Source organism: Halalkalibacter okhensis (assembly GCF_000787375.1).
Classification (GTDB): domain Bacteria; phylum Bacillota; class Bacilli; order Bacillales; family Bacillaceae_D; genus Halalkalibacter; species Halalkalibacter okhensis.
Genome location: NZ_JRJU01000024.1, coordinates 15,098 through 37,792 on the forward strand (window position 1 = coordinate 15,098; position 22,695 = coordinate 37,792).

Below are 22,695 nucleotides of genomic sequence, written 5' to 3' on the forward strand. Positions count from 1 at the left end.
TGTTCCTAAACGGGCTAATTTCTTCAGCGTTATTTGATTATTTCTATATAAAAAAAGAAGTTACCGAGTTACCGAAAAAGTTATTTCTCTTTTTCAGTGCTTCAAATAACTTCTCTACTCCCTTTTAACAACCTAAATCATGTTGTTGTTAAAAAATGCTGTTGTTCCTCTTCTAAGTTTGAGAAATGCACGTATCTTTTCGCATTGAGTAAATCAATGACTTCAATTTGATGGGGCAAAGAACCATTTTTCTCATAATAATAGCGCTTGGCGACATCGTAATAAGTTTGCAATAATGGCTCATCTACCTCTAGCAACAATTTTTCTAACACAATGGCTTCATGTCGATCCTTTCCCTTTAAGGTTGTAACAATGCCTGAAGCACCATCCTCCAAAAAACCATGGTTCGAATCAAACGATTGTTTATTCATGCTTAAGAAGCTGAGTAAATGATCAATCACAATGGCCGATATCGAGAGAAATTGTTGAACCGAGTAGAAGAGATTCCGATCTATCTTAGTCCAATGCTTGCTAATTAGTTGTAGCGTGTCTACATTTGATCTCATTAATAAAGGTGTTTCAACATAGGCTCTAACAATGTTATTAACGGTACTTTGCACCACCTGTTTCCAATTAAAGTCAACAGCTACTCTACGAAATTCATGGTCGTAATATTCATAAGGGCAATTTAGGAAAGCTTCATTTAACTGATTGTTCTCAAACAAATATGTCTCAATACTCATAGTCATTTACGAGAATCAATTGCTTCGAAACTGGCATGAGCTCTCATTTCCACAGCCATAGTCACACTTTCCAATCGCCTGATAAATAGAGCACCATGAACGTTTCGCATAACAGATCGGAATATCTTGTTCTGTCGCCTTCTTTTTTAGAACACCAGTTAAATTGTGGTTAATGAAATCTGTTAACACAAGAACCAAATCAACATGCGACGGGATCTCTCTTTTAACCATTTGTACTTTCCGACCACTTACATGAATAATTTCACTAAATCCTATCTCTTCTAGTTTCTTTGGAATCGACCCTAACCGATCCGCTCCTACGATTAACAAAGATGACATCACACACACCCCTTATAATGAGAATTGTTATCATTATAATAATTGAAATTGATTCTCATTGTCAATATTTTTTGGTAAAAAGATGCAGTTAAATTAAACAAGGCTAGCTCACAAAACGAAAGAACCTACCTTCTAAAGTTCAAATTAAGGGAGGGCGCTACTCAATGAGAGCAGTAGGGTTTTAAAGGGGGATGTATGTAGACAAAGTGGATCCTGATTACGCTAAAGCGGGAAAAAACGGTGCTAACAAGGGGGAATAGGATCCTAGTTCCGCTAAAGTCACAAAACCTAGGAACTTTAAGGTCAAAACAGGAAAATAACAGAACCAGGTTCCGAAACCACACTCAAAGTAAGACTTTTAAAGAGAATAGCGGAATGAGGATCCGCTAGAACAGTAAAGCATAGCTATTGCCTAAAGTCAGCAGTTTAATTTTAAAAAACGCTCTGAGTTTTCCACTCAGAGCGTGTTTCTCTTGTTAATTATTATGTGTTTAACTTTAATTTTGCAGCTAAAACCAACCCATTACTCCTAGAGTTGCCGTTTAATTAATACTTTTTCAACAAATATCGTAAAGGGAGAATCGAAACAAGAATTATCAATAATGCAGCAGGTGCCGCCAGATGATAGATCGCTTCCGTTGCCTCAAAGTATACTCGCACAGCTAATGTATCAAACCCAGGTGGCCTGAGCATTAGAGTTGCCGGAAGTTCTTTAATGGAACTTACAAATACGAGGGCACCTCCCGCTAAAACCCCAGGCATGATCGATGGGAGAATCACTTTAAACATCACTTTCCACGGAGGATAACCTAAACTACGGGCCGCCTCATCAATTCTTGGAGAAACAAGGCTTAATGAAGCCTCGCCAGCCTGCATCGCTTGTGGTAAGAAGCGAACTACAAAAGCAAGTGCAATCATGTAAAATGTATTGTACAAAGCCGGAATGTGATTATTAAAAATAAAGATCATCCCTAGCCCGACAATGACACCTGGAAGTGCATACCCCGCATAACTTAATTTATCAATCCCACTTGATATAAAAGATGGATAGCGTGATTTCAAATAAATAATTGGCATGGCAAGCAGCATACATAAAATGGCGGCAAACCCAGACACTTTAATGCTATTCCACGCAAAACCAAAGAAACGTTCATCTAAGGCGCCCATGCCAATTCCAATCATAGACCAATACACAAGAACAGCAACCGGCAGGACTATGGACAAAACAAAAACTACTCCAACATAAAAGACTGCAAGTGATTTCCACTTACCTAGAGAAAGGATATCAGGTTCTCTATATGTGTTTGTTGTTTGATAATATTTGTTCTTCTTTCGCGTTCTTGCTTCAATCCATAGAATAACAACCGTAAGTAGAATTAATACTAGACTTAATACCGAAGCTGAAGCCGTATCAAAACTAGCTCGTTGAAAGTAGATCGCCGCTGTAAACGTTACGTAACGAAGCATCGCAATCGCTCCGAAATCCGAGAGCACATACAAGGAAATTAAAATAGCTCCTGCACCGATTGCAGGGCGTAAAAAAGGTAAATTCACTTTCCAGAATATTCTCGCTGTACTCATTCCTTGTGAACGGGCTACTTCTTCAAAATTTCGATTCATTTTACGTAAAGAAGCACTAGCTATTAAAAAGACATATGGATACGTAAACATCGTTAAAACGAAGAACACGCCCCAAAAGGAATAGATATTCAATGGGTAATCGCCAAACGTATTCACTAACCAAGGAGTATCCCTCCAGATGTTTCTCGCCCACCCACTTGGACCAAATACTATAATATAGGTGACCGCCCCCACATATGGCGGAATCACAAGAGGCAAAGCAAGCACCCACTGCCACATTTTCCTACCGGGTAAATCGGTACGTATGACAATCCACGCTAAGGACACTCCAATAGCAATCGCACAAACAGTAACAGCGGCCGTCAATGAAAATGTATTCCATAATAACTGCGGAATTCTTCCATCCAATAAACGCATCCACCGGTCCACTCCTGCAAAAAGCGAGCGCCAAATGACATAAATAATCGGCACCGACATAATCAGCGCTACGACAAGACCAAACAGTAATAGGATTGGTCCTGGTGGATTTCCTTGCCAAATGTTAAACCATATTTTCCGAAAGAAACGGAGAAGGGTTGGGGTATATTTAGCCCCAACCTTAGCACTAGAATCATTATTCAATTGTTTATCCTGTTCACGATTGTTATCCATGCTGTCCTCTCCCAAAAGAATAGCGCTTTTTTTATTTAAGCTCCAAATCCAATCCTGAATCTTCAATAAGAGCCTTTGTATCTTCAAAATAATTTCCTAATTCCTTTAAAGGCATATCTTGAATCTTTAACTCACTAAAGCTAATCGCAGCCTCATAAGGTGGATCTAATTCTGGGTTAATTGGTAGTTCTAGTGACTCACCTACAAAAGCAAGCTGATTTTCTGTCTGTAATACCCACTCAATAAAAGCTTTTGCATTTTCTTCATTTGGACCACCACTCACTAGACCTACACCAGCAGCGTTTGCAATGGCACCCATTTGATCTTCCCCTTGATCAGCGTAAATAAAACCTACATTGTTATCCGTTGGCTCTTCAAGTTGTTGGTGATAATAATAGTTGTTTACTAGGCCAAATGCATGCTCCCCTGCACCTACTGCACGACGAATATCACCATGACCTTCAAAGATACCTTGAGCATTTTCTTTAATCGCTTCAATCCATTCAGCTGTTTTTTCATCGCCCCACTCATAACGTAGCGCGGATACGTTTCCAATCATCCCACCGTTACCACCACGAGTGATGGCATATCCATTTTCAACATCTGCCCATTTTGCATCAAATAAATCTTCCATGCTTTTTGGCATTTCTTCTTCTGTGATCATATCTTTATTATAAATGAAACCACGCGCTCTGGCAGATAATGCAATCCAAGCATTATCATCAGCACGATATTGCTCATCAATTGATTCAACACCTTCAGGATCAAATCCTTGAAGTAAACCTTGTTGATTTAAGAACTCCAAAGCTCCAAGGTCATTTGAAATGAATACATCTGCTTGAACATTTCCTGCTTCCTCTTGTAATTGAAGAGGATCCGCCCCATGTAATGCTAATACTTCAATCCCAGTTTCTTCAGAAAACTTATCTAGTAAAGGCTGCACAAAGTTTTCATTACGTGCAGAGTATACTACAAGTTGTCCATCTAGTTCCACTGCTTCTTCTGTTTCATCTGCTGGCTGCTCTTCTGCTTCTTCAGTATCACTTCCTGCTGGTTCTTCTGAAGCATCATCCGTTCCACCGCAAGCTGCCACAACAAAAAGTGACAGAGCTAGAATACCAAACAAGAACATCTTTAAAGCTTTGCTCATCTTTTCTCCCCCTGAATATATGTATTTTTCGGTTAGCATGTATTAATTCTAACCCACATTTCGTAGTATAATGATAATGATAATCATTGTCAACTATGTTTTGGAAATAAACTCTTTAAAAAAGCCTTGAACGGAGTGCCTTTCTCCGCTCAAGGCGAGTATCAAACAGATTTAGTTAATCAGCCCTTACTACGCTTCAACTAATGCTACTAATTCTGCCTTAATATCAAAAGAGATAACTGAGCCAATCTCGATATCTTGTTCAATTGGTGCATAAATAACCATTGGCTGAGGTGCATCATGTTGTTCACCTAAACGAACTTCAACCTCTTGGTACTCACCGCTATACGTAACACGCTCTACCATCCCTGAAAAATGCCCATCTTCTGCTAATCGACAGCCTTCAGGACGAATGGATACACGTACATCCTCTAATAGTTTCTCACTTTGTGTCGGAAGGGACACACGACCGATATACGTATCGACATGTTTTAAATCTGCACATAGGGTCCCTTCTAATAGATTCGTTTTCCCTACGAATTGAGCAACGAAACAATTTTTCGGACAACGATACATTTCACGAGGTGAGGCAACCTGCTGAATGACCCCTTGATTCATAACAACGACACGATCTGACACTGCAAACGCGTCCTTTTGGTCATGAGTAACGATAATAGCTGTCGTATTGGCCTTGCGTAAAATGACCGTCACGTCATAACGCATACGCTCACGTAAACCGGCATCTAAATTGCTAAATGGTTCATCCATTAGAACAACATGCGGCCTTGGAGCAAGTGCCCTAGCTAGCGCTACACGTTGTTGCTGTCCACCGGATAACTCATTTGGATAACGCTTGCCATACTCAGCTAATCCAACCAATTCAAGAACCTCTAGCGCTCTATCTTTCTTTGCGCGACCGCTCCATTTACTTAACCCAAACGTAACATTTTTCTCTATAGTTAAGTGAGGAAATAATGCATAGTCTTGAAACACCATACCAATGCCTCTTTTTTCAGGAGGAAGATACGTTTTTTCACTATATACCTCTTTATTATCAATAATTATTGCACCATTTGTTGGTTGCTCAAAGCCAGCAATCATTCGAAGTGTGGTTGTCTTCCCACATCCACTTGGACCTAGGAGTGTAATGATCTCGCCTTTTTCAATGTCTAAATCAATCGTATTAACAGCTGGTGTTTCCGTTTTCTTATACAACTTTGTCAGTTGTTTTAATTGAATAAAGCTCATGTGTACCCTCCCACCATCGTCCAACCTGAGAATGAATATCATTTATAATTAAGTGTAGCACAGATTTTTTGAAAGCGTCAACGGTTATTCCCACTATATTAGTATGAACAAGGTGGTTGTTAAAAGTTTAAAAATCGTAAAAATTGTAAATCAGGAAAGAATGAATGAAAAGTGAACTTTTTTTCAGGAAGGAGTTGTACTTGCTTCTACTTTTTTTGTAAAGTTAATTAGTATACTTAGTGAGGTGAAATGATGATTGCAAATATGACAGAAGATCAATTGTTAGTACTCGTAATTAAATATATGAAAGAAGCAAAGCGAAACGCACTACAGGAACTGCTTGATGAGTTGCATCCGTATGATTTTGCCCAACTTTATAAAGGGTTACCTGAAAAGCACCATCATAAGTTTCTTACCTTTTTAACACCCTCTCAAATTGCTGCATTAATTCAAGAACTCGAGTACGAGATGCAAATTGAGATTTTACATAAACTTGGTATTGAACGTTCCTCTAAAGTAATGGATTACATGGATAATGATGATCTAGCTGACCTTTTAAATGAACTATCTGTGGATAAAATTCAAGAGTTTCTAGATATCATGAAAAATGAGGATTCAAAGACCATTCAATCATTAATGAGCTATCCAGCTGATACGGCCGGCGGGATTATGACCAACCAGTTCGTTTGGATACATGCGGATCAAACCGTAAGACAAGCTGTTGATAAACTGAAAGAATATGCTAGCTTTTCAGAGAACATTTATTATCTTTATGTGATTAATGATGAAGACAAACTTGTTGGCGTTGTCTCCTATCGTGATTTATTAATTGCTGATATTAACGAAATTATTGAAGATTTAATGTTTACTCGTGTCGTATCCGTTCATGTTAACGATGACCAAGAAGAAGTCGCCCAAATGATTGAACGGTACGATTTCATTGCTGTACCTGTTGTCGACGATCACAATGTTTTGAAAGGCATTATTACTGTCGATGACGCCATTGATGTTGTCATCCAGGAGGCTAATGAAGACATTGAAAAATTATCCGCAACCGGGAAGGCGATCGACTTTAATACGAAAGCAGTAACCGCTTCGGTTCGCCGCTTGCCTTGGTTAGTTTTATTATTATTTATTGGGCTTGTTTCCGGAAGTATTATTAGTGGTTTCGAGGAGACACTTGAACAAGTGGTAGCCTTAATCTTTTTTATGCCGATGATTGCTGGTATGACCGGTAATACAGGTACACAGTCTTTAGCTGTTGTCGTTCGAGGTATCATTACAAATGACACAGACAGAAAGACCGTGATTAAATTAATCTTCCGAGAATTACGTGTTGGTATCATTATTGGTTTGACATGTGGAGTACTTATTTTCTTAATTGCATACTTCTGGATAGGTAGTTTAACTTTAGGCTTTGTAGTAGGAACGTCACTTTTAATAACATTAATTGTTGGAACATTAGCAGGAACGATCATTCCATTAACGTTAAATCGTTTTGGAGTCGACCCAGCTGTTGCTTCTGGCCCGCTTATTACAACATTAAATGATATCTTTTCGTTAATCATTTATTTCGGTATAGCGACAGCATTTTTAACACAATTATCAGGGTTATAGCTTTGCCATGTAAAAAGAGGGGTGCCCAAAGGTCAAAACCGACCTACGGGCACCCCTTTTTCATCATTATCTTGTTAACATATCGCCAATTACCCAATAACCAAGTCCATATAGTACAACAATAATTGAAATCAGTAGAAACAGTTTCTTATTGGACATCTTCATAACCCGACCACCTTTTAGCCACTCTTGCTAGTTAGTATACTACATTTTGATCAAGTTAAGCTCGAGGTGATCATGAACAAAAAATGAAAGATTAAGACTGAAATTATATTACTTACATTTTTTCATGAAGAATATAGGCTCTTGTATATAAATGTTCAACATCCTCATCTGTCATCATCATTAATTTCCCTTCCGATAACCCTTGAACCTTTGTTAAAAATTGGATCATATTTTCCCGTTCCTGTCTACTCATTTCAATCGCCTCCTGTAGTAATACAATTTTATTTTTCTTATTTGTATTATATAACAGAGGAGAAAAAAACGTCAACGAAAATTTCAGAAAAAAAGCCCAATTATTTTAGGAGTCACAAAAAAGGGTGCCCCTAAGGTTTTCAAACCTAATTTGGGCATTCCCTCTACTTGTTTCTACTTAATAATCAACACTGCACACGCTGCCCTCTTTACGACTTTATGACTCACACTACCAAGGATCATTTGTTGGAACTGATTCAGTCCTCTGCTCCCAATGACAATTAAGTCTGCATCCACCTCCATTGAGAAGGAGATTATTTTCGCAGCTGGATCCCCACGCAGAATCTTTACTTCATACGGAATGCCTTCCTTCTTAGCATTTGATTCGACCTGTGTAAATTTCTTTACACGATTACTTGCAATTCCTAAGGAGTTCCATGTTTGTAATACATCCGCTTTTGAAGTGGTCCCATCGACAACATAGACAACATACGTATAAGCACCACTCATCTTAGCCAAACCAATTGCTTTTTCCGCTGCTCTAATCGATTGTTCAGACCCATCTAATGCTACAATCATTTTAGTAAACATGAACCCCCTCCTCCATATAACTCTTTTATTTATCCATACACAAAAATAGGTTGCTTCATTACTACAACCGTAAGAAGCAACCCATTTATCATACCGAGATTCTATTTACTATATTTCATTTCTACCACTTTGTTGTGGTAAACTAATCGTATCGAGGTGATTAATATGGATTACAGCCAAATGTGTCCTAAATACGAGCACGCCATCGAATTATTAGGAAAAAGATGGACTGGGCTTATCATTCGAGTTCTATTAGATGGACCAAAACGTTTTAAAGATATAAAAGCACAAATACCTGATATGAGTGATCGGATCTTGACGGAACGAATGAAAGAGTTAGAGCAGCAAGCAATTGTCGCAAGGAGTGTCTTTCCAGAGAAACCTGTTCGAATTGAATACTCCCTAACAGAAAAAGGACTTGCACTTGAACCAGTCATTGAATCCATACAATCTTGGAGCGAGAATTGGACTTAGAAAAGGATGTCGCAAAAAGGCCACAGAAAAAAGTACGATTTTCCCCTTTTTCTGTGGCCTCGTTGAACAGTCAATTTCACCGTTTCGATATCCTTTCATCTAGGCGTTTCACTTTACTAAATACGTTTTTGTCCATCTATCATATAACGTTCGCCTATTTCGGCCAAATGACATAAGAAAAAACGGAAACAATACATACTTTAACATCTCACGTCCAAAAAATTGCATACCGCTTGGTTTTTCAGCTTCCTCATTATACACATAAAGATCAACCATCTTCATTCCAATCGTTCGTTTTCCTCTGAAAGCATAAAGAACATGAATAGATAAGAAAACAAGGAAGATTACTATCCAATTAATCACATACAAATGAAATTCATTTTCCCACATATACTGACGAATAAATAAAATATTGTCTGAAGGCGCCTCTGATTGTACAACCATCCAGAATGTTGTCATTGCACTAATTAAAATAAGAATAAGAGATAAGAAAATAAAGTCAAAAAAACCAGCAACTAAACGTATCCACCCACCTGCTCGTTGTTCTTCATTTAGTAGACGGTTAACCCACTGATTCTCCTTCTGTTCAGCGTTCATGCATTCCTCTCCTCTAAAATTAATCGAGACCCAAATCAATTTTACCATGTTTTATTCAAAATTTGTAATATTTTAACAATTATTCTCCTATTGGTTGTTGAATGAGACAATCGTAACAAAAAGATAGCTCACCACTTTAATAGCAGTGAGCTATCTTTTTCTAGTTATCCAACCATTTTGTCAGATTTACCTTCATCGTCCCATGCTTCCGTATTTTTAATCCCTAGTTTCTTAGGATTGAAAGTTGGGTCAATCCCTTGTGCTCGCTGTTCTTCATAGTCTTTAAGAACTTTGAAAGCAATCTTTCCTAACAATAGAATACCTATGACGTTAATCACCGTCATTAGAGCCATAAACAAATCTGCTAGATCCCATACAAGTCCAAGACTTGCTACTGAACCGAATAGAACAAAGCCCATCGTCGCCAAACGGTATACGTTAACAGCTGTCTTGCTGTTCTTGATAAATTCAATATTCGTCTCACCATAATAGTAACTACCAATGATGGAACTGAATGCAAACATAAAGATTGCAGCAGCGATAAAGTAACTAGCCCACCCACCAATTTGTAGACTAAGCGAGTTTTGAAGTAATTGAATTCCTTCAGCTTCACTTAAATGATAATCTGTATTTAATAATATGATAAACGCTGTTGCAGAACAAACAACAAGTGTATCAACATAGACTCCTAACGTTTGAACAAAACCTTGTTTAGCCGGATGTGACACATTTGCAGTTGCCGCTGCGTTGGGAGCACTACCCATACCTGCTTCGTTTGAGAAAAGACCTCGACGAACCCCCATCATAATAGCAGCACCAATACCGCCACCAAGCGCTTGTTCAAAACCAAAGGCACTTCGAACAATTAACCCTAATACTGCTGGGATTTCAGTTACATTCATGACTACCACAACAAGAGCAATAATGATATATAACACAGCCATAATCGGTACAATCACGCTAGAGAAGTTCGCAATCCGGTGTACCCCACCAAAAATAATTGCCCCAGCTAATACCGTCATAACAGCACCCATCACCCATGGACTGATCCCAAAAGCATTATCAAACGCTCCAGCAATTGTGTTACTTTGAACAGAGTTAAAAATAAGACCAAAAGTAATAGCAATTAATATAGCAAACACAATTCCTAGCCAGCGTTGTCCCAACCCTTTTTCAATGTAGTAAGCTGGTCCTCCCCGGTACGATTCTTTATCTTTAATCTTATATACTTGAGCTAAAGTACTCTCGATAAAGCTAGTGGCACCACCAAGTAATGCTACAATCCACATCCAAAAAACAGCCCCTGGTCCCCCTAATGCAATGGCCACTGTAACCCCTGCTAAGTTACCCGTCCCTATACGAGTTGCTGCACCAATCGCAAATGATTTAAAAGGACTAATGCTCTTCATTCCCTCAACTTCAGTTGACTTTTGAGTAACGACACGGAACATCTCACCTATACTTCTAAACTGCATAAAACGAATTTTAAATGTGAAATACAAACCTGCACCTAACAACCCACCAATAACAACATACGTCCACAAAAAGTTATTAAGAAAATCAATAATTGCTTGCAATGGTTGGACACCTCTCTTTATTAGAATTATCTAAATTATTTTTCTAATATACACTAGGCCCAATACCTTGTAAATAATAACTGTCAGAAAATTTAACAAACTTATTATTCCAGCTATGCCTTTTTGTATCCAATTTCAAAAATCTTACGTATTTTAGGCATATTTTGTGACTTCTCCAGATAAAACAACAAAAAAACAGTTAAAGATCTGTAAATTTATTAAATAAAAAAAGAGGAGTCAGCTCCCCTTGAAGAATTATCCATTATTCAAATATAAAGTAATATTAGGCTACAAAAGCTTTAGTTATACATTCCTCCAACTATAGAAATGAAAATCAAACGTTTCGTCCTCTAGTTTCGCTCCACCCACTTCAACTTCATCCAACACAAACCCATTCTTCTCTAAAATTTTTTTCGATCCATAATTGTGACTTGTAGTCTTCGCACTAATATTCAATTGATTGTACTTAGCCTTTAATTTCCTCATCAGCATCTCAACACTTTTAGAAGCAATCCCGCTTCTTAGGTACTTTTGACCGATGCGGTATCCAATGTCAGCTGAGAAATACGGATTCTCTTTGACGTTGAAGAGATTGATTCGACCGAGTATTGTTTTATCTTTTGATAAAATTAGGTAGTATTGTCCCTCTCCCCTATCTTGCTCACCCAGTAATTCACTTAAAAAAGTCAAAAATGTATCCTTTTTATAATATTGATCGCCTCGTCCAGGTACCATCTTCTCAAAGAATATTCTATTTTCCACCTCAAATTCTAGTAATTGCTCGGCATACTCTAATGATAAACGCTGCAAAAATACATCCATACCTTTTGCCACCACTTTCTCACAAATAAAATCAATTGTATAAATCATCATACTTTGCAACACGCTTAGTATGATGACTATTTTGAATCAAGATAGAGTATATACTAACTATTTATTCCCTCTCCTTCTCCCATTTCCTTTTCATTTCACTTATAACGAACAAAAAACCTTAGCCGATTTTCTGCTAAGGTTTTTTTGTTTACTTTTAAGATACGCTTGGCTGCGCGCTTCTGATTTCAGGTGCTTTCGTTGTGTTTTTAGCTGCAATACGTCCTTTAAAGTAACTGATAATATAGGAAATCATAATAATTGATAAGATGGAATAGAACCCTCTTAACAACCCAATAGAGAATAGACCTATGAAAATAACAATAAAATCAAAGACAAATGTAGTCAAACCAGGATTTAAATTGAATCGCTTTTGAAGATACAATGTTAAAATATTGGCTCCACCTAATGAAGATCCATTTAAAAACAAGATGGACAAACCAAAACCAGCAATGATTCCTCCTAAAATAGCACCTACCCAAGGCGACATTGAAAAGCTAGGTACAACTTGAATGATTTCGGTTAACACAGACAATGTTGTAACGGCAAACATCGTTGATAATGTAAATTTCCAACCCATCTTAAAAACAGCTAAAACATAAAAAGGGATATTGATCAAAAAGAACATGAGTGAAAACGGTATGTTCAGTGCATAAGTCAAACTTAACGCTAAGCCCGCCGTACCACCTGTTGTCACTTGAGAATTTTGCAAGATGAACACACCAATACTAACCACAAGGCAACCGAGGATGATATTTACTATTTTCATATTTGCGTCCCCTTTCACAATTTTAATTATGTAACTATTACTTTTTTGCACAAATAATATTTTCAGTAAATAATATATCGATCTCTAGTAATTAATTATAAGAGCATCCCAAGCCCCGACGCAAACACACACATAACCGCGATTAACCTTTAAAGCGTTTATGAACTAAAGCGTTTTCTGCTTCATTATCTATTCCGAAAGAGTAAATATCATTATATAAACATAACAAAAAGGAGAGTTTAACAAGGTTTTCATAAACCTAGTTAAACTCTCTCGAAGAAATCATCGCACTTTCTAAAGCCTGTTATATACTTATCTTAATTATAAAATTGAACTAGCCAAAATCCCTTCTGCTTTCAAGGTTCTTCTAAGCTCTTGAATAAACTCAAGCGCTTTTTCACTATCACCATGAACACAGATCGTATCTGCTTCAATAGGTACGATGGTACCGTCTACGGCTTTAACGGTACCGGTTTTAATCATCATTAGAACCTGCTCGATTGCCAGACGGACGTCATGGATGAGAGCATGCTCATGTGCGCGCGGTGTTAACGTTCCATTTGCCTGATACGTTCGATCAGCAAATACTTCATTTGCCACTGTTAGCCCAACATTGACTCCTGCTTTCGTTAACTCGCTACGGGATAAACCGAATAGGACAAGATTTGGATCAACATCATACACAGCCTTAGCAATCGCAAAAGCAACAGTCTGGTCTGTAGCCGCTGCATTAAACAAAGCCCCGTGCGGCTTCACATGCTGCATTCTTACCCCTTCAATATCACAAAAACCTTTTAATGCACTAATTTGATAAACAACAAAATGATAGATATCCTCTGGATTTGTCTCAATTAATCTTCTTCCAAATCCTAATAAATCAGGAAACCCTGGGTGAGCACCAATTTTCACCCCTTTTGCTGCAGCCATTTTTACGGTTTTCGCCATAACATTATGGTCACCCGCATGAAAACCACACGCAACATTAGCTGAAGTCACAAAGTTTAGAACCTCTTCATCTTGGCCAATTTTATACGCACCAAAGCTCTCTCCTAAATCGCAATTCAAGTCTACACTCTTCATCTCAATTCCCCCTTAAAAAAGTTGTGGAATCATTTCCGTTAGCGTCCGAACACCTAGATAAGCCGTTAATACAACGACAATCGCACCAAAAATCGTCATCCAGACTGGATGCTTGTAGTCACCTACAATGCTTACCCGATGAGCCGCTAACAAGATACACCCTAATGTAAGTGGCAGTATTAACCCATTAAAAGCTCCCGCTAATAAGAGCAGTGCAACCGGGCGTCCAATGAGCGCAAAGACCGTTGTAGAAAAGACGATAAACCCAACCGTCCAATAGTTTTTATATCGTTCAATACTTGGATGAAAGGTCGTTAAAAACGATACCGACGTATAGGCTGCGCCAATGACAGATGTGATTCCAGCAAACCATAAAACCAGACCAAAAATTCGATAACCAATCTCCCCTGCGGCAATTTGAAAAACAGACGCTGTTGGATTATCTGGGTTTAAAGCATACCCTGCAGATACAACACCTAGAATCGCTAAAAATAATATAACCCTCATGATGGAAGCTACAACAATTCCCGAAATCGCTGTATTGGTAACATAACGTAAATTTTCTCGCCCTGTTATTCCCGCATCTAACAGTCTGTGTCCACCAGCAAAGGTAATATAACCACCTACTGTCCCACCGACAATTGTAATAATCGCTAAGAAATCTACTTCGATTGGAGTAAATGTTCTAATAACTGCTTCTGTGTAAGGTGGAGCACTGACAAACATAACATAGGCGGTTAACAAAATCATTAAGGCACCTAGATAACGAACGATTTTATCCATGGCCATATTGGCCTCTTTTAATAAGAAGATAAAAATACAAATCACACCAGTCAGCACGGCACCAACTGTCGTATCAAGTCCTAATAGAGCATTAACTCCAAGGCCTCCTCCGGCTACATTTCCAATATTAAAGGCTAATCCACCTAGGACAATAAAAAAGGCTACGACAAATCCTAGCCCAGGCAGAACTGCATTAGCTATTTCTTGACCGCGCATTTTTGATACGGCAATAATTCTCCATATATTAATCTGTGCGCCAATATCTAAAAGGACAGACGCCAAAATGACAAAACCAAAGCTTGCTAATAACTGTTCTGTAAAAACGGCCGTTTGTGTTAAAAAACCAGGACCAATAGCTGAAGTCGCCATTAAAAAAGCTGCTCCGGTCATGGCACTTAATCTTTCTTTCCGTGTCATTTGTTCATTTTGTAATGATCTTTGATTATTCATTCTATTCTTCCTCGCTGTAATATACTATGTCCATCCATTTATAGACATGGATTATCTAGTTTTGTAAAATAAATGATAGCGCTAGCCTGCTTTGCTTAATACATGGATGAGGTGTTACCCTTGCAAAACAAAAATAAAACCGTTGTTAAATCATTAACTGTTTTAAATCTTTTCCGGACACACTCAAGACTAACTTTGCATGAAATCGTTCATCTGTCAGGAATTCCAAAGACATCGGCTCACCGGATGGTTGGCTCTTTAACAGATATGGGCTTACTTACTAAAGATAGCGATGGTTACTATTCCCTCGGCTTGCTTTTTCTTGAGTTTGGTCACCTTGTCTCCCAACGAATAGATCTTCGGAAGGTTGCTAAGCCTCATATGGAAGCCCTTAGAGATGAAGTAAACGAAGCCGTTAATTTGACATTAAAAGACGGAGACGAAGCCGTTTATATCGAAAAATTGGATACAGATCATCCAGTTAGATTGTTTACTCAAGTCGGACGGCGATCCCCTCTGTATACCGGTGCTTGCTCGAGAATTATTCTGGCCTACATGGATGAAGTAGAACAAGATACATATATTAGGAACACAGAACTTAAACGCTTGGCGGAAAAGACGATTGAAGATCAATCAGAGCTTAAAAATGTCCTAAAACAATCTCGTATAAATGGGTTTGCTATAAGTTACTCAGAACTTGAAAATAACACCGTCTCCATTGCAGCTCCCATCTTCAACATAAGCGGTCAAATCATAGGCGGCCTGAGCGTCGCAGGACCAGAACTTCGATTTTCAACGGACCGTACAGCTGACATGATTCAAAAGGTAAAACAAACCGCTCATACGATATCTACAGAGCTTGGTTTCACTGACCAACCTAAGTAGGGATAGACTTTAATAATATAGCTGCTTTTAACCCCTTTAGGTCCCTTTCTCGTTTATGAAAAAGGCGTTCGGCTTCATAGATCGAAACAGGCTTAAAGCTTATTCTTTCTCCTGGCTTTAGTTGAGCAATGATAGGGATGTCGACATCAATCACCTGACCGATCTTTGGATACCCTCCGATTGTTTGTCTATCTGCAAGGAGAATAATCGGGTTGCCATCTGGGGGAACCTGGATTGTCCCAAAGGTGACTGCCTCTGATATGATTTCCAGTTGGTCTTCTACTTGTAAAGTCTGACCAGAAAGTCTATACCCCATCCGGTCAGATTGCGGAGTTACTTGAAATGTACAATGAAAAAGATCCTCCTGGCTCACTTTTGTAAATTGTTGAAAATGTGGACCTGGAATGATTCTTACAACCGGTTTAGAATTTTGAATAGCTGAAGATCGCACCCCCCAATTAGTCGTTTGAAATGCTTCAGCCTTATGGTTATTCGCTTCAAAAAAGGAGAACGGCTTGTTTCTTTGCTGAAAGAAAATCACATCTCCTGTCTCTAGTGCTCTTCCATAAAAACCGCCCACACCTGCCCGAAGGTAAGTACTCTTACTTCCCATTACGTTTGGAACATCCAACCCTGATGCCACAGCCAAATAACTTCGACAGCCAGATTTCGCCGGTCCAAATGTAAGGACACTCCCTGCCTTTACATAGATTGGACGGTTTAACGGAACTTGCTTTTGGTTGATCGTTGGGGACAGGTCTCCTCCCGTAATAGCAAATAAAGCATCAATTTCAAATTTGAAAGAAGGTCCCGCTAATGTGATTTCAATTGTGGCTTCCCCTTCTTCATTGCCAACTAAAAGATTAGCTAACCTTAAGGAATAGGGATCCATCGCACCACTTTGTATGACTCCATGTTTTTGATAGCCCGTTCTACCAAGATCCTGAATCGTTGTCAAAAGACCTGGTTTCATTACCATAAGAGCCATTATGATCCCTCCTTATAATCGTTATACTCCTCGATCGTTATTGGTTTAAACCTTACAATATCCCCCGATTCAAGTAAACTCGGTGGTGTTTTGTCTTTTAAAAATAAATCTAATGGAGTCCTACCAATGATTTGCCATCCACCTGGAGTAGAAAGTGAATAGACACCTGTTTGTTTTCCGGCTATGCCAACAGACCCTTGTGCGATTTCCATTCGCGGCTTCTCTCTTCTTGGTGTTTCAATCTCCAAAGACATGCCTCCTAAGTAAGGAAACCCTGGCGCAAAGCCAACCATATAAACCAAGTATTCTCCACTTGAATGAATCCTTACTACTTGCTCAGCAGAAAGGTTGTTATATTGTGCTACATAGTCAAGGTCCGGCCCAAAATCCCCACCATAACAAACGGGAATCTCAACAATTCGGGCCACCCCTTCTTCAAGCTTTTCTATAAGCGGGATGGCTTCTTCAAGGTATGTGCAGACAAAATCCGATGCTGAGGTCTCTTTCATGTTTTGATAAATGAGAATAGGATCATAAAACACCGTCACACTTGTAAATGCCGGAACGACCTCGACTAAACCAACAAATGAATGGTCCTCTAAGTACTTAGTTAAAGCTTTGACTTTTTCATGTATATCAACAGAAATCTCATTACCAAAAGAAACCACAACGGCTGTTTCACTTACCCGCGTTATCGTTCTTTCTTTCTCATTCTGGTTCGTTAATTGTACCAACGTCTCCCCTCCTGTTCCGATATTCGGAACATACATTCCGAAAAATAGTCTGTTTTAATAATTATAATTATCAGACTTTAAAAAAGCAATTTAAAAAACACGTAGCTATTTTAAATAATTCCTATCTTTTTTATACAACGAACAAAAAGCAAAAGAGAAGAAGATCTCTTTTGCTTTGGTTGTTTTCGTAAATATTGTTACTATGAAATAGTTTTGCTCGTAGTGAAATGGAGCGGAAGCCACTCGACTCCTGCGGGATGCAGAGGTAGAGGCGAGTGGCTGGAGCGCAATGGAACGAACATGTGAAGTCACACCCATAAAAACAACAAAATATGCGAAAATAGCCTTTACTTTTTGCTGTATTAAATTCTTTCAAAGTAATGGGTCATTTCAACAATCATTGCCCCCATTCTTTCGAGTTCAGGAGCAACCACTCTAGTAACCCCCTCTTCATTCAACGCCTCCGCTGTCACCTTTCCAACAGCAACGGCTAACACGTTCGTTCTAAATGCATCTAGCACTTGGTCTTTATATCCTTTTTCTTTTACATATTTAAAGAAGGAGCGTACTTGAATCGCTGCTGTGAAGCAAACGGCATCAACGTCAGAGCGAAATAATTCCTCACAAAGCAATTCAACCGTATCAAAATTTGGATCAACATGCTGATAAGGAAGTACCTTCATTACATCTGCTCCAGACTCCTCTAAATAATCAATTAGCGCAGGCGCATTTTCACCATGAAGTTGGACAAGGACACGTTTGTCCTTAAAGTCAATTCCCTCTAGAGATTGAATTAATCCTTTGATTGTCCCATCATCATCCTTCACATCAGGTGTCACTCCCATTTTCTTCAGGGCGGCAAATGTTTTATAACCCCTTGAAGCGATGCTGGATTTATTAACCACTCTCATAAAGGATTCCTTCAAATTTAATTCTTCAGCGAGCTCCAAAAGGGTGTTGGTCCCAATACCGGTCGTAAAAATGATCCAATCAAAATGTTCTTGAACAATTTGTTGTAAGTCTTCTTTCACTTGCTTGTCCGCTTTAAATACGGTCCCCTGAAGAGATCGTATTAACGGTTTTCCGTTTTGCTTTTCAATCAGTGTACTCATCTCATCTGTTTTTCTTGAAGCAGCTAGTACGATCTTTCTTCCATTTAACCCAGTCTTCATCATTTCACTTCTTTCTCCCTGATAGGACTATTTCTCCTACAGTAATTATAAGCCTTTCACCGACCTAAAAAAAAGTTCAAACCTCATTCGGCTTGAACTTTTTTGAATTTATTGTTTATTTTTTAATTCATGATATTGTTGAACAATTAACGTAAATAAACGACTATCCTTCTCTAGCTTGGTTACCTCTGTTACAGTAGCCTCTATCCCTTTTTCTTGAATAAGATTTTGGATCTGCACGGCCTCATCATCTGTTTTCACATCATAATTCAATGCTGCTGCAATGGCTTTCGCTAAATAAATCGGCTCACTGCCCACCAATTCAACAAATTGCTTAGCTGGTCCTACTAAACGATCATTGGGTCCAAGCTTGCGTAAAGGGCCCCTTCCGACTCTAGTAACATCGTCAGCTAAATTCTCATTTAAAAAGCGAGTAATAATCTTTTTAATATAGCTATTGTGTTCTGAGATATCAAACGAATGCTTCTTTGAAAGCAATAGGCCTGTTTCTTGTAACGTCTTTTCAAGTAAATCTTTAATCTGCTCATTTGCTAATGCTTGATCAATCGTTTGAATTCCCGCTTGATAGCCTAAATATGCCGCAACAGCATGACCTGTATTGACCGTGAAAAGCTTTCTTTCAATATATGGGTTCAATTCTTCTACATAAGTGATGCCCTCAATTTGTGGAATATCTCCAACCATCTTTGATTGTTCTACAACCCATTCAAAGTATGGCTCGACCATTACGAGCAGTTTATCTTCATTGACTTGGTTTGGAACGATTCGGTCAACCGCTGCATCAGGAAAGGCAAAATATTGATTAAACACTTCTTTTTCCTCATCAGACAAACTCTTATAAACACTTTCCTTTAATAACGTACTACCACCAATTAAATTTTCACATGCGATGATATTTAATGGCGTTTTGTTATTAAGCTCTAATCGCAATCGCAAACCTTCTTGAATGCTTTTAGCAATGATAGGCAAGATATTTGGCCCTACTGCTGTCGTTACAATATCAGCCTCAGCAATCGCCTTTTTAACTAGATCCGCATCTTGCATGCTATTTATTGCTGAAACATTTTTAATCGTTACGGTTTCCTTTGATTGATCAGCAAGCACCACTTGGTACTCTTTGCGCTCATTAATTAAATCAACGATTTCTTCATTTACATCAACAAAGATCGTTTCATACCCTGAATCATATAACAAAGACCCGATAAACCCACGACCAATGTTCCCCGCTCCAAAATGTACAGCAATCATATTAGTTCACCTCTTCAAAAATTTCGAGGATTTCCTCCGTTGATGTTGCCGATACAATCTTTTCTACATTTTCTTCTTCTGAACAGACAATGGCAATTTGCGATAAGATGTCTAAATGCTCATCCCCTTTACCGGCAATTCCAATTAACAGCTTCACTTCATTTCCTTCACCAAACTGAACACCATTTGGTACTTGAATAATAGCAATTCCCGATTCTTTCACCGATGCTTTTCCTTCTTCTGTTCCATGTGGGATTGCAACGAAATTCCCCATATATGTGGATGTTAACTCTTCTCTCTCTAACATCCTGTCAATGTAAGAAGGTTCAACATAACCACGGTCTACTAATAATTGGCCCGTCATTTTGATGGCACCCTCTTTTGTATCAGCCTCTTTGTTTAATAAGATGTTCTCTTTAGCTAAAACTGGTAATGACATAATGAAACACTCCTTTTAATGATTCGTTTTTTCTATAAAAAACTTTTCTAATTTCGTTGCTAAATAGGACGAAATTTTATTTTCATCTTTTGATTCAAACCGCAAGATACTTAATTCATTTTCAATAATGATGGCACTTATTTGACTTAATACTTCTAATGCCGATGTTGGTAGCTGCTTTGGTGAGAGCATCAACAATACGGTTTCAACGTCCATTTCAGATTGATCCATCGCACTAATTGGTTGTGAGGTGCTCATTGAATGGACAGTAAAAGATGGTTTCAAAACAGCGTCACTTCTAGCATGGTACAAGGCTAACCTTGTGTTTGGAATCCCTAGCCCGCCAATTTCTTCGCGCCGGACTAAGTCCTCTAATAAAGAACTCACATCTGAAACGACTCCTACTTCCATTAAGTCTGTACATGCCTTTTCTAGTAGCTCAGGTATAGCGATTTCATCTTTGTAAATGGAAACGGTTAACCCTTGCAATAATGAAATGATCGAATCAGAGTATCCCTTTAGCATTTGCATTCGTTCTAACGTATGTTCCTTTTTCGTAAACGAATGATATTCTAACTCTTTACTTAATAAAGGGTTGCCTACTTTTTTTGTTTCATGAATAAAGGTTTTAATTTTCTCTACTTCATCCATTGTTAAGATCGGATTCACTAAAATATAATCTCGATCTAACTCTGGAAGTCGAATGGTCGATAGAATAAGATCATAATCGGTATTATTCATTTGATTCAATTCAAACATCGAGACATTTTTACACTCTATAATTTCAGGGATTTCTTTTCGAAGCCTTGTTGCTAACATTTTTGATGTCCCAATTCCGCTTGAACAAACAATTAACGCTCTTAGCGGCTTATCATCGTTCTTACCTAAAATGACTGAACCAAAATGAAGAACTAAGTAACCTATCTCTTCTTCTGGCACTTCTAATTCAGTTAAGACTACTTTCACTCCACCTTTTACAATTTCAAATAACTCAGCATAGTCGCTTTTTATTTTTTCTAGAAGAGGATTTGTAATTCCCATATTTTGCTTAATGCGGTAAATGGCTGGGCTTAAATGCGCCACTAACCCTTGCAAGAGTTCGTAATTATTCGCTAACGGTATACCCGTTTTTTTCTCAACAAAGTGAATAAGGCTTTTAGCTTTTAGAGCAATTTGAAAGCCCGTATCTTCAATCACATATTCCTTATCGTGTCTTAACTTAGCGCCACGAAGATGCATCGTTATATAACCAACTTCTGCTTTAGGAATCGCAGTCTGGAATACACTTTCTAGCTTAGTGATAATCTTCTCTGCTATCTTGAATTCAGGTGTGATTTGCAATTGTTCTAGATAGCTTTGATCGATTGAAATGTTCTCACCTTGTAAAATTCGTTCCATCGCTAACGCTAAGTGTACGACTAAACCCATATAGGCGCTGTCAGCTATTGAGTAAGGTAGCTCTTTATTAATTTCCTCAATTGCCTTTTCAACAATAAGCAAGTTTCTTTTTTCAACTAGCCCTAATAACCTCTCAGAAATAAGCTCCGTTTGTTGGGTGGACTTCTTTTGAATGTTTTCTCTAATCAACGACAATAAATCAAATTCATCTACATTTTCTGAGATCATTTTGCTCATTGCTTTGCGTTTAGATGTTTCATCACCAGCTATTTCCACACCATATCCCCTTTTTCTAATAAGGGATAGATTCGCATACTTTTGCAGCTGCTCTTCTACTTTGTTGAGATCATTACTAACTGTAGCAATGGTGACATTTAATTCACTGGCTAAAGAAAGCAATTTAACCGGCTCAATCGATTCTAGTAATGTACATAGAATAATCGTTTGCCTTTCTTCCGGCGTATATTCATTGTGCGTAATATTAAAAAGAAACAACTTCACATTCTCAATCTGTTCGTCTTTGCCAACAATTTGAACACCGACTCCAGATTTTTTTAATAATCGTAAGTCATATTCTTTTAATATGTCTTCAACGCCTTTTAAATCGCGGTGAACTGTGCGGACACTGACATCAATTTTCTCAGCAAGCCCTTTTACTGTTATTTCTTGATTCGATGAAAGCAAGTGTTCAAGAATCTGTCTTTCTCTGGCAGTGATGTAAATGATATTCACCCCGCTTCAATTGATAGTTGATGACAAAATTAAATTAATATAACTATATTTTTATCTTAACTGAGTTATTTTATTGATTCAATCAAACATAATGTCAATTTCGTCAGCACTATTGTTGCCATAATTTAAAAAGATTAAGGG

At 38.2% G+C, this 22,695-nt stretch carries 22 protein-coding genes; 3 read left to right on the forward strand and 19 right to left on the reverse strand.

Going from position 1 to position 22,695, the window contains the following annotated elements; genetic code table 11:
* Positions 1 to 137: 137 nt before the first annotated feature.
* The 5 genes from LQ50_RS16255 to LQ50_RS16275 all read right to left on the reverse strand — a co-directional run bounded on the left by LQ50_RS16255 (position 138) and on the right by LQ50_RS16275 (position 5,712).
* Positions 138 to 749, reverse strand: a complete 612-nt coding sequence (locus LQ50_RS16255; RefSeq protein WP_152608242.1) for a hypothetical protein — start codon at positions 747 to 749, stop codon at positions 138 to 140.
* 9 nt (positions 750 to 758) lie between these two features.
* Positions 759 to 1,082 (reverse strand): DUF2325 domain-containing protein, encoded by a 324-nt coding sequence (locus LQ50_RS16260; protein WP_034631333.1) that lies wholly within the window; start codon positions 1,080 to 1,082, stop codon positions 759 to 761.
* Positions 1,083 to 1,628: 546 nt separating this feature from the next.
* On the reverse strand, positions 1,629 to 3,314 hold the full coding sequence (locus tag LQ50_RS16265) for an ABC transporter permease (RefSeq protein WP_034631336.1): 1,686 nt from the start codon (positions 3,312 to 3,314) through the stop codon (positions 1,629 to 1,631).
* A 31-nt stretch (positions 3,315 to 3,345) separates the two neighbouring features.
* On the reverse strand, positions 3,346 to 4,464 hold the full coding sequence (locus tag LQ50_RS16270; RefSeq protein ID WP_034631340.1) for an extracellular solute-binding protein: 1,119 nt from the start codon (positions 4,462 to 4,464) through the stop codon (positions 3,346 to 3,348).
* Positions 4,465 to 4,653: 189 nt separating this feature from the next.
* Positions 4,654 to 5,712 (reverse strand): ABC transporter ATP-binding protein, encoded by a 1,059-nt coding sequence (locus LQ50_RS16275; RefSeq protein WP_034631343.1) that lies wholly within the window; start codon positions 5,710 to 5,712, stop codon positions 4,654 to 4,656.
* A gap of 252 nt (positions 5,713 to 5,964) precedes the next feature.
* On the opposite strand from LQ50_RS16275, the gene mgtE reads away from it, so the two are divergent.
* Positions 5,965 to 7,329: a magnesium transporter gene (gene mgtE, locus LQ50_RS16280; protein WP_034631346.1), complete on the forward strand. Its 1,365-nt coding sequence runs from the start codon at positions 5,965 to 5,967 to the stop codon at positions 7,327 to 7,329.
* Positions 7,330 to 7,606: 277 nt separating this feature from the next.
* Here mgtE and LQ50_RS16285 read toward each other — a convergent pair whose 3' ends face one another.
* Positions 7,607 to 7,747 carry a BH0509 family protein gene (locus tag LQ50_RS16285; protein ID WP_034631348.1) on the reverse strand — a complete coding sequence of 47 codons (141 nt, stop codon included), beginning with the start codon at positions 7,745 to 7,747 and terminating at the stop codon, positions 7,607 to 7,609.
* Positions 7,748 to 7,920: 173 nt separating this feature from the next.
* Entirely contained in the window at positions 7,921 to 8,337 is a 417-nt protein-coding gene (locus LQ50_RS16290) for a universal stress protein (RefSeq protein ID WP_034631351.1), read from the reverse strand.
* Positions 8,338 to 8,502: 165 nt separating this feature from the next.
* Between LQ50_RS16290 and LQ50_RS16295 the strand changes: the two genes are divergently transcribed.
* Complete coding sequence (locus LQ50_RS16295) at positions 8,503 to 8,811, forward strand: winged helix-turn-helix transcriptional regulator (RefSeq protein WP_034631354.1); 309 nt, start codon at positions 8,503 to 8,505, stop codon at positions 8,809 to 8,811.
* A 108-nt stretch (positions 8,812 to 8,919) separates the two neighbouring features.
* Here LQ50_RS16295 and LQ50_RS16300 read toward each other — a convergent pair whose 3' ends face one another.
* The 6 genes from LQ50_RS16300 to LQ50_RS16325 all read right to left on the reverse strand — a co-directional run bounded on the left by LQ50_RS16300 (position 8,920) and on the right by LQ50_RS16325 (position 14,904).
* On the reverse strand, positions 8,920 to 9,408 hold the full coding sequence (locus LQ50_RS16300; protein WP_034631355.1) for an RDD family protein: 489 nt from the start codon (positions 9,406 to 9,408) through the stop codon (positions 8,920 to 8,922).
* Positions 9,409 to 9,572: 164 nt separating this feature from the next.
* Positions 9,573 to 10,985, reverse strand: coding sequence for an alanine/glycine:cation symporter family protein (locus LQ50_RS16305; protein WP_237563732.1), 1,413 nt, complete (start codon positions 10,983 to 10,985; stop codon positions 9,573 to 9,575).
* Positions 10,986 to 11,288: 303 nt separating this feature from the next.
* Positions 11,289 to 11,858, reverse strand: a complete 570-nt coding sequence (locus tag LQ50_RS16310; RefSeq protein WP_084138881.1) for a GNAT family N-acetyltransferase — start codon at positions 11,856 to 11,858, stop codon at positions 11,289 to 11,291.
* Positions 11,859 to 12,012: 154 nt separating this feature from the next.
* Positions 12,013 to 12,624 carry a YitT family protein gene (locus tag LQ50_RS16315; protein ID WP_034631359.1) on the reverse strand — a complete coding sequence of 204 codons (612 nt, stop codon included), beginning with the start codon at positions 12,622 to 12,624 and terminating at the stop codon, positions 12,013 to 12,015.
* A gap of 321 nt (positions 12,625 to 12,945) precedes the next feature.
* Positions 12,946 to 13,704 (reverse strand): 5-oxoprolinase subunit PxpA, encoded by a 759-nt coding sequence (locus LQ50_RS16320; protein ID WP_034631360.1) that lies wholly within the window; start codon positions 13,702 to 13,704, stop codon positions 12,946 to 12,948.
* Between the two features lie 12 nt (positions 13,705 to 13,716).
* Positions 13,717 to 14,904, reverse strand: a complete 1,188-nt coding sequence (locus tag LQ50_RS16325) for an NRAMP family divalent metal transporter (RefSeq protein WP_034631406.1) — start codon at positions 14,902 to 14,904, stop codon at positions 13,717 to 13,719.
* Between the two features lie 153 nt (positions 14,905 to 15,057).
* Here LQ50_RS16325 and LQ50_RS16330 point away from each other — a divergent pair, with 153 nt between their 5' ends.
* The gene (locus LQ50_RS16330; protein ID WP_034631362.1) at positions 15,058 to 15,822 is read left to right on the forward strand and encodes an IclR family transcriptional regulator; all 765 of its coding nucleotides are present in this window, start codon (positions 15,058 to 15,060) and stop codon (positions 15,820 to 15,822) included.
* Here the strand turns inward: LQ50_RS16330 and LQ50_RS16335 are convergent.
* From LQ50_RS16335 to LQ50_RS16360, 6 genes are all read right to left on the reverse strand, one after another.
* Positions 15,815 to 16,810, reverse strand: coding sequence for a 5-oxoprolinase subunit C family protein (locus LQ50_RS16335; protein WP_034631363.1), 996 nt, complete (start codon positions 16,808 to 16,810; stop codon positions 15,815 to 15,817). The genes LQ50_RS16330 and LQ50_RS16335 overlap by 8 nt on opposite strands.
* Positions 16,810 to 17,544 carry a 5-oxoprolinase subunit PxpB gene (gene pxpB / locus LQ50_RS16340; protein WP_034631365.1) on the reverse strand — a complete coding sequence of 245 codons (735 nt, stop codon included), beginning with the start codon at positions 17,542 to 17,544 and terminating at the stop codon, positions 16,810 to 16,812. The genes LQ50_RS16335 and pxpB overlap by 1 nt, the downstream gene beginning before the upstream one ends.
* 362 nt (positions 17,545 to 17,906) lie before the next feature.
* Positions 17,907 to 18,716: a uroporphyrinogen-III synthase gene (locus LQ50_RS16345; protein WP_034631409.1), complete on the reverse strand. Its 810-nt coding sequence runs from the start codon at positions 18,714 to 18,716 to the stop codon at positions 17,907 to 17,909.
* A gap of 108 nt (positions 18,717 to 18,824) precedes the next feature.
* Positions 18,825 to 19,985 (reverse strand): mannitol-1-phosphate 5-dehydrogenase, encoded by a 1,161-nt coding sequence (locus LQ50_RS16350; RefSeq protein ID WP_034631367.1) that lies wholly within the window; start codon positions 19,983 to 19,985, stop codon positions 18,825 to 18,827.
* A gap of 1 nt (position 19,986) precedes the next feature.
* Positions 19,987 to 20,424, reverse strand: coding sequence for a PTS mannitol transporter subunit IIA (locus tag LQ50_RS16355; protein WP_034631368.1), 438 nt, complete (start codon positions 20,422 to 20,424; stop codon positions 19,987 to 19,989).
* 15 nt (positions 20,425 to 20,439) lie between these two features.
* The gene (locus LQ50_RS16360) at positions 20,440 to 22,554 is read right to left on the reverse strand and encodes a BglG family transcription antiterminator (RefSeq protein WP_237563733.1); all 2,115 of its coding nucleotides are present in this window, start codon (positions 22,552 to 22,554) and stop codon (positions 20,440 to 20,442) included.
* Positions 22,555 to 22,695: the final 141 nt, after the last annotated feature.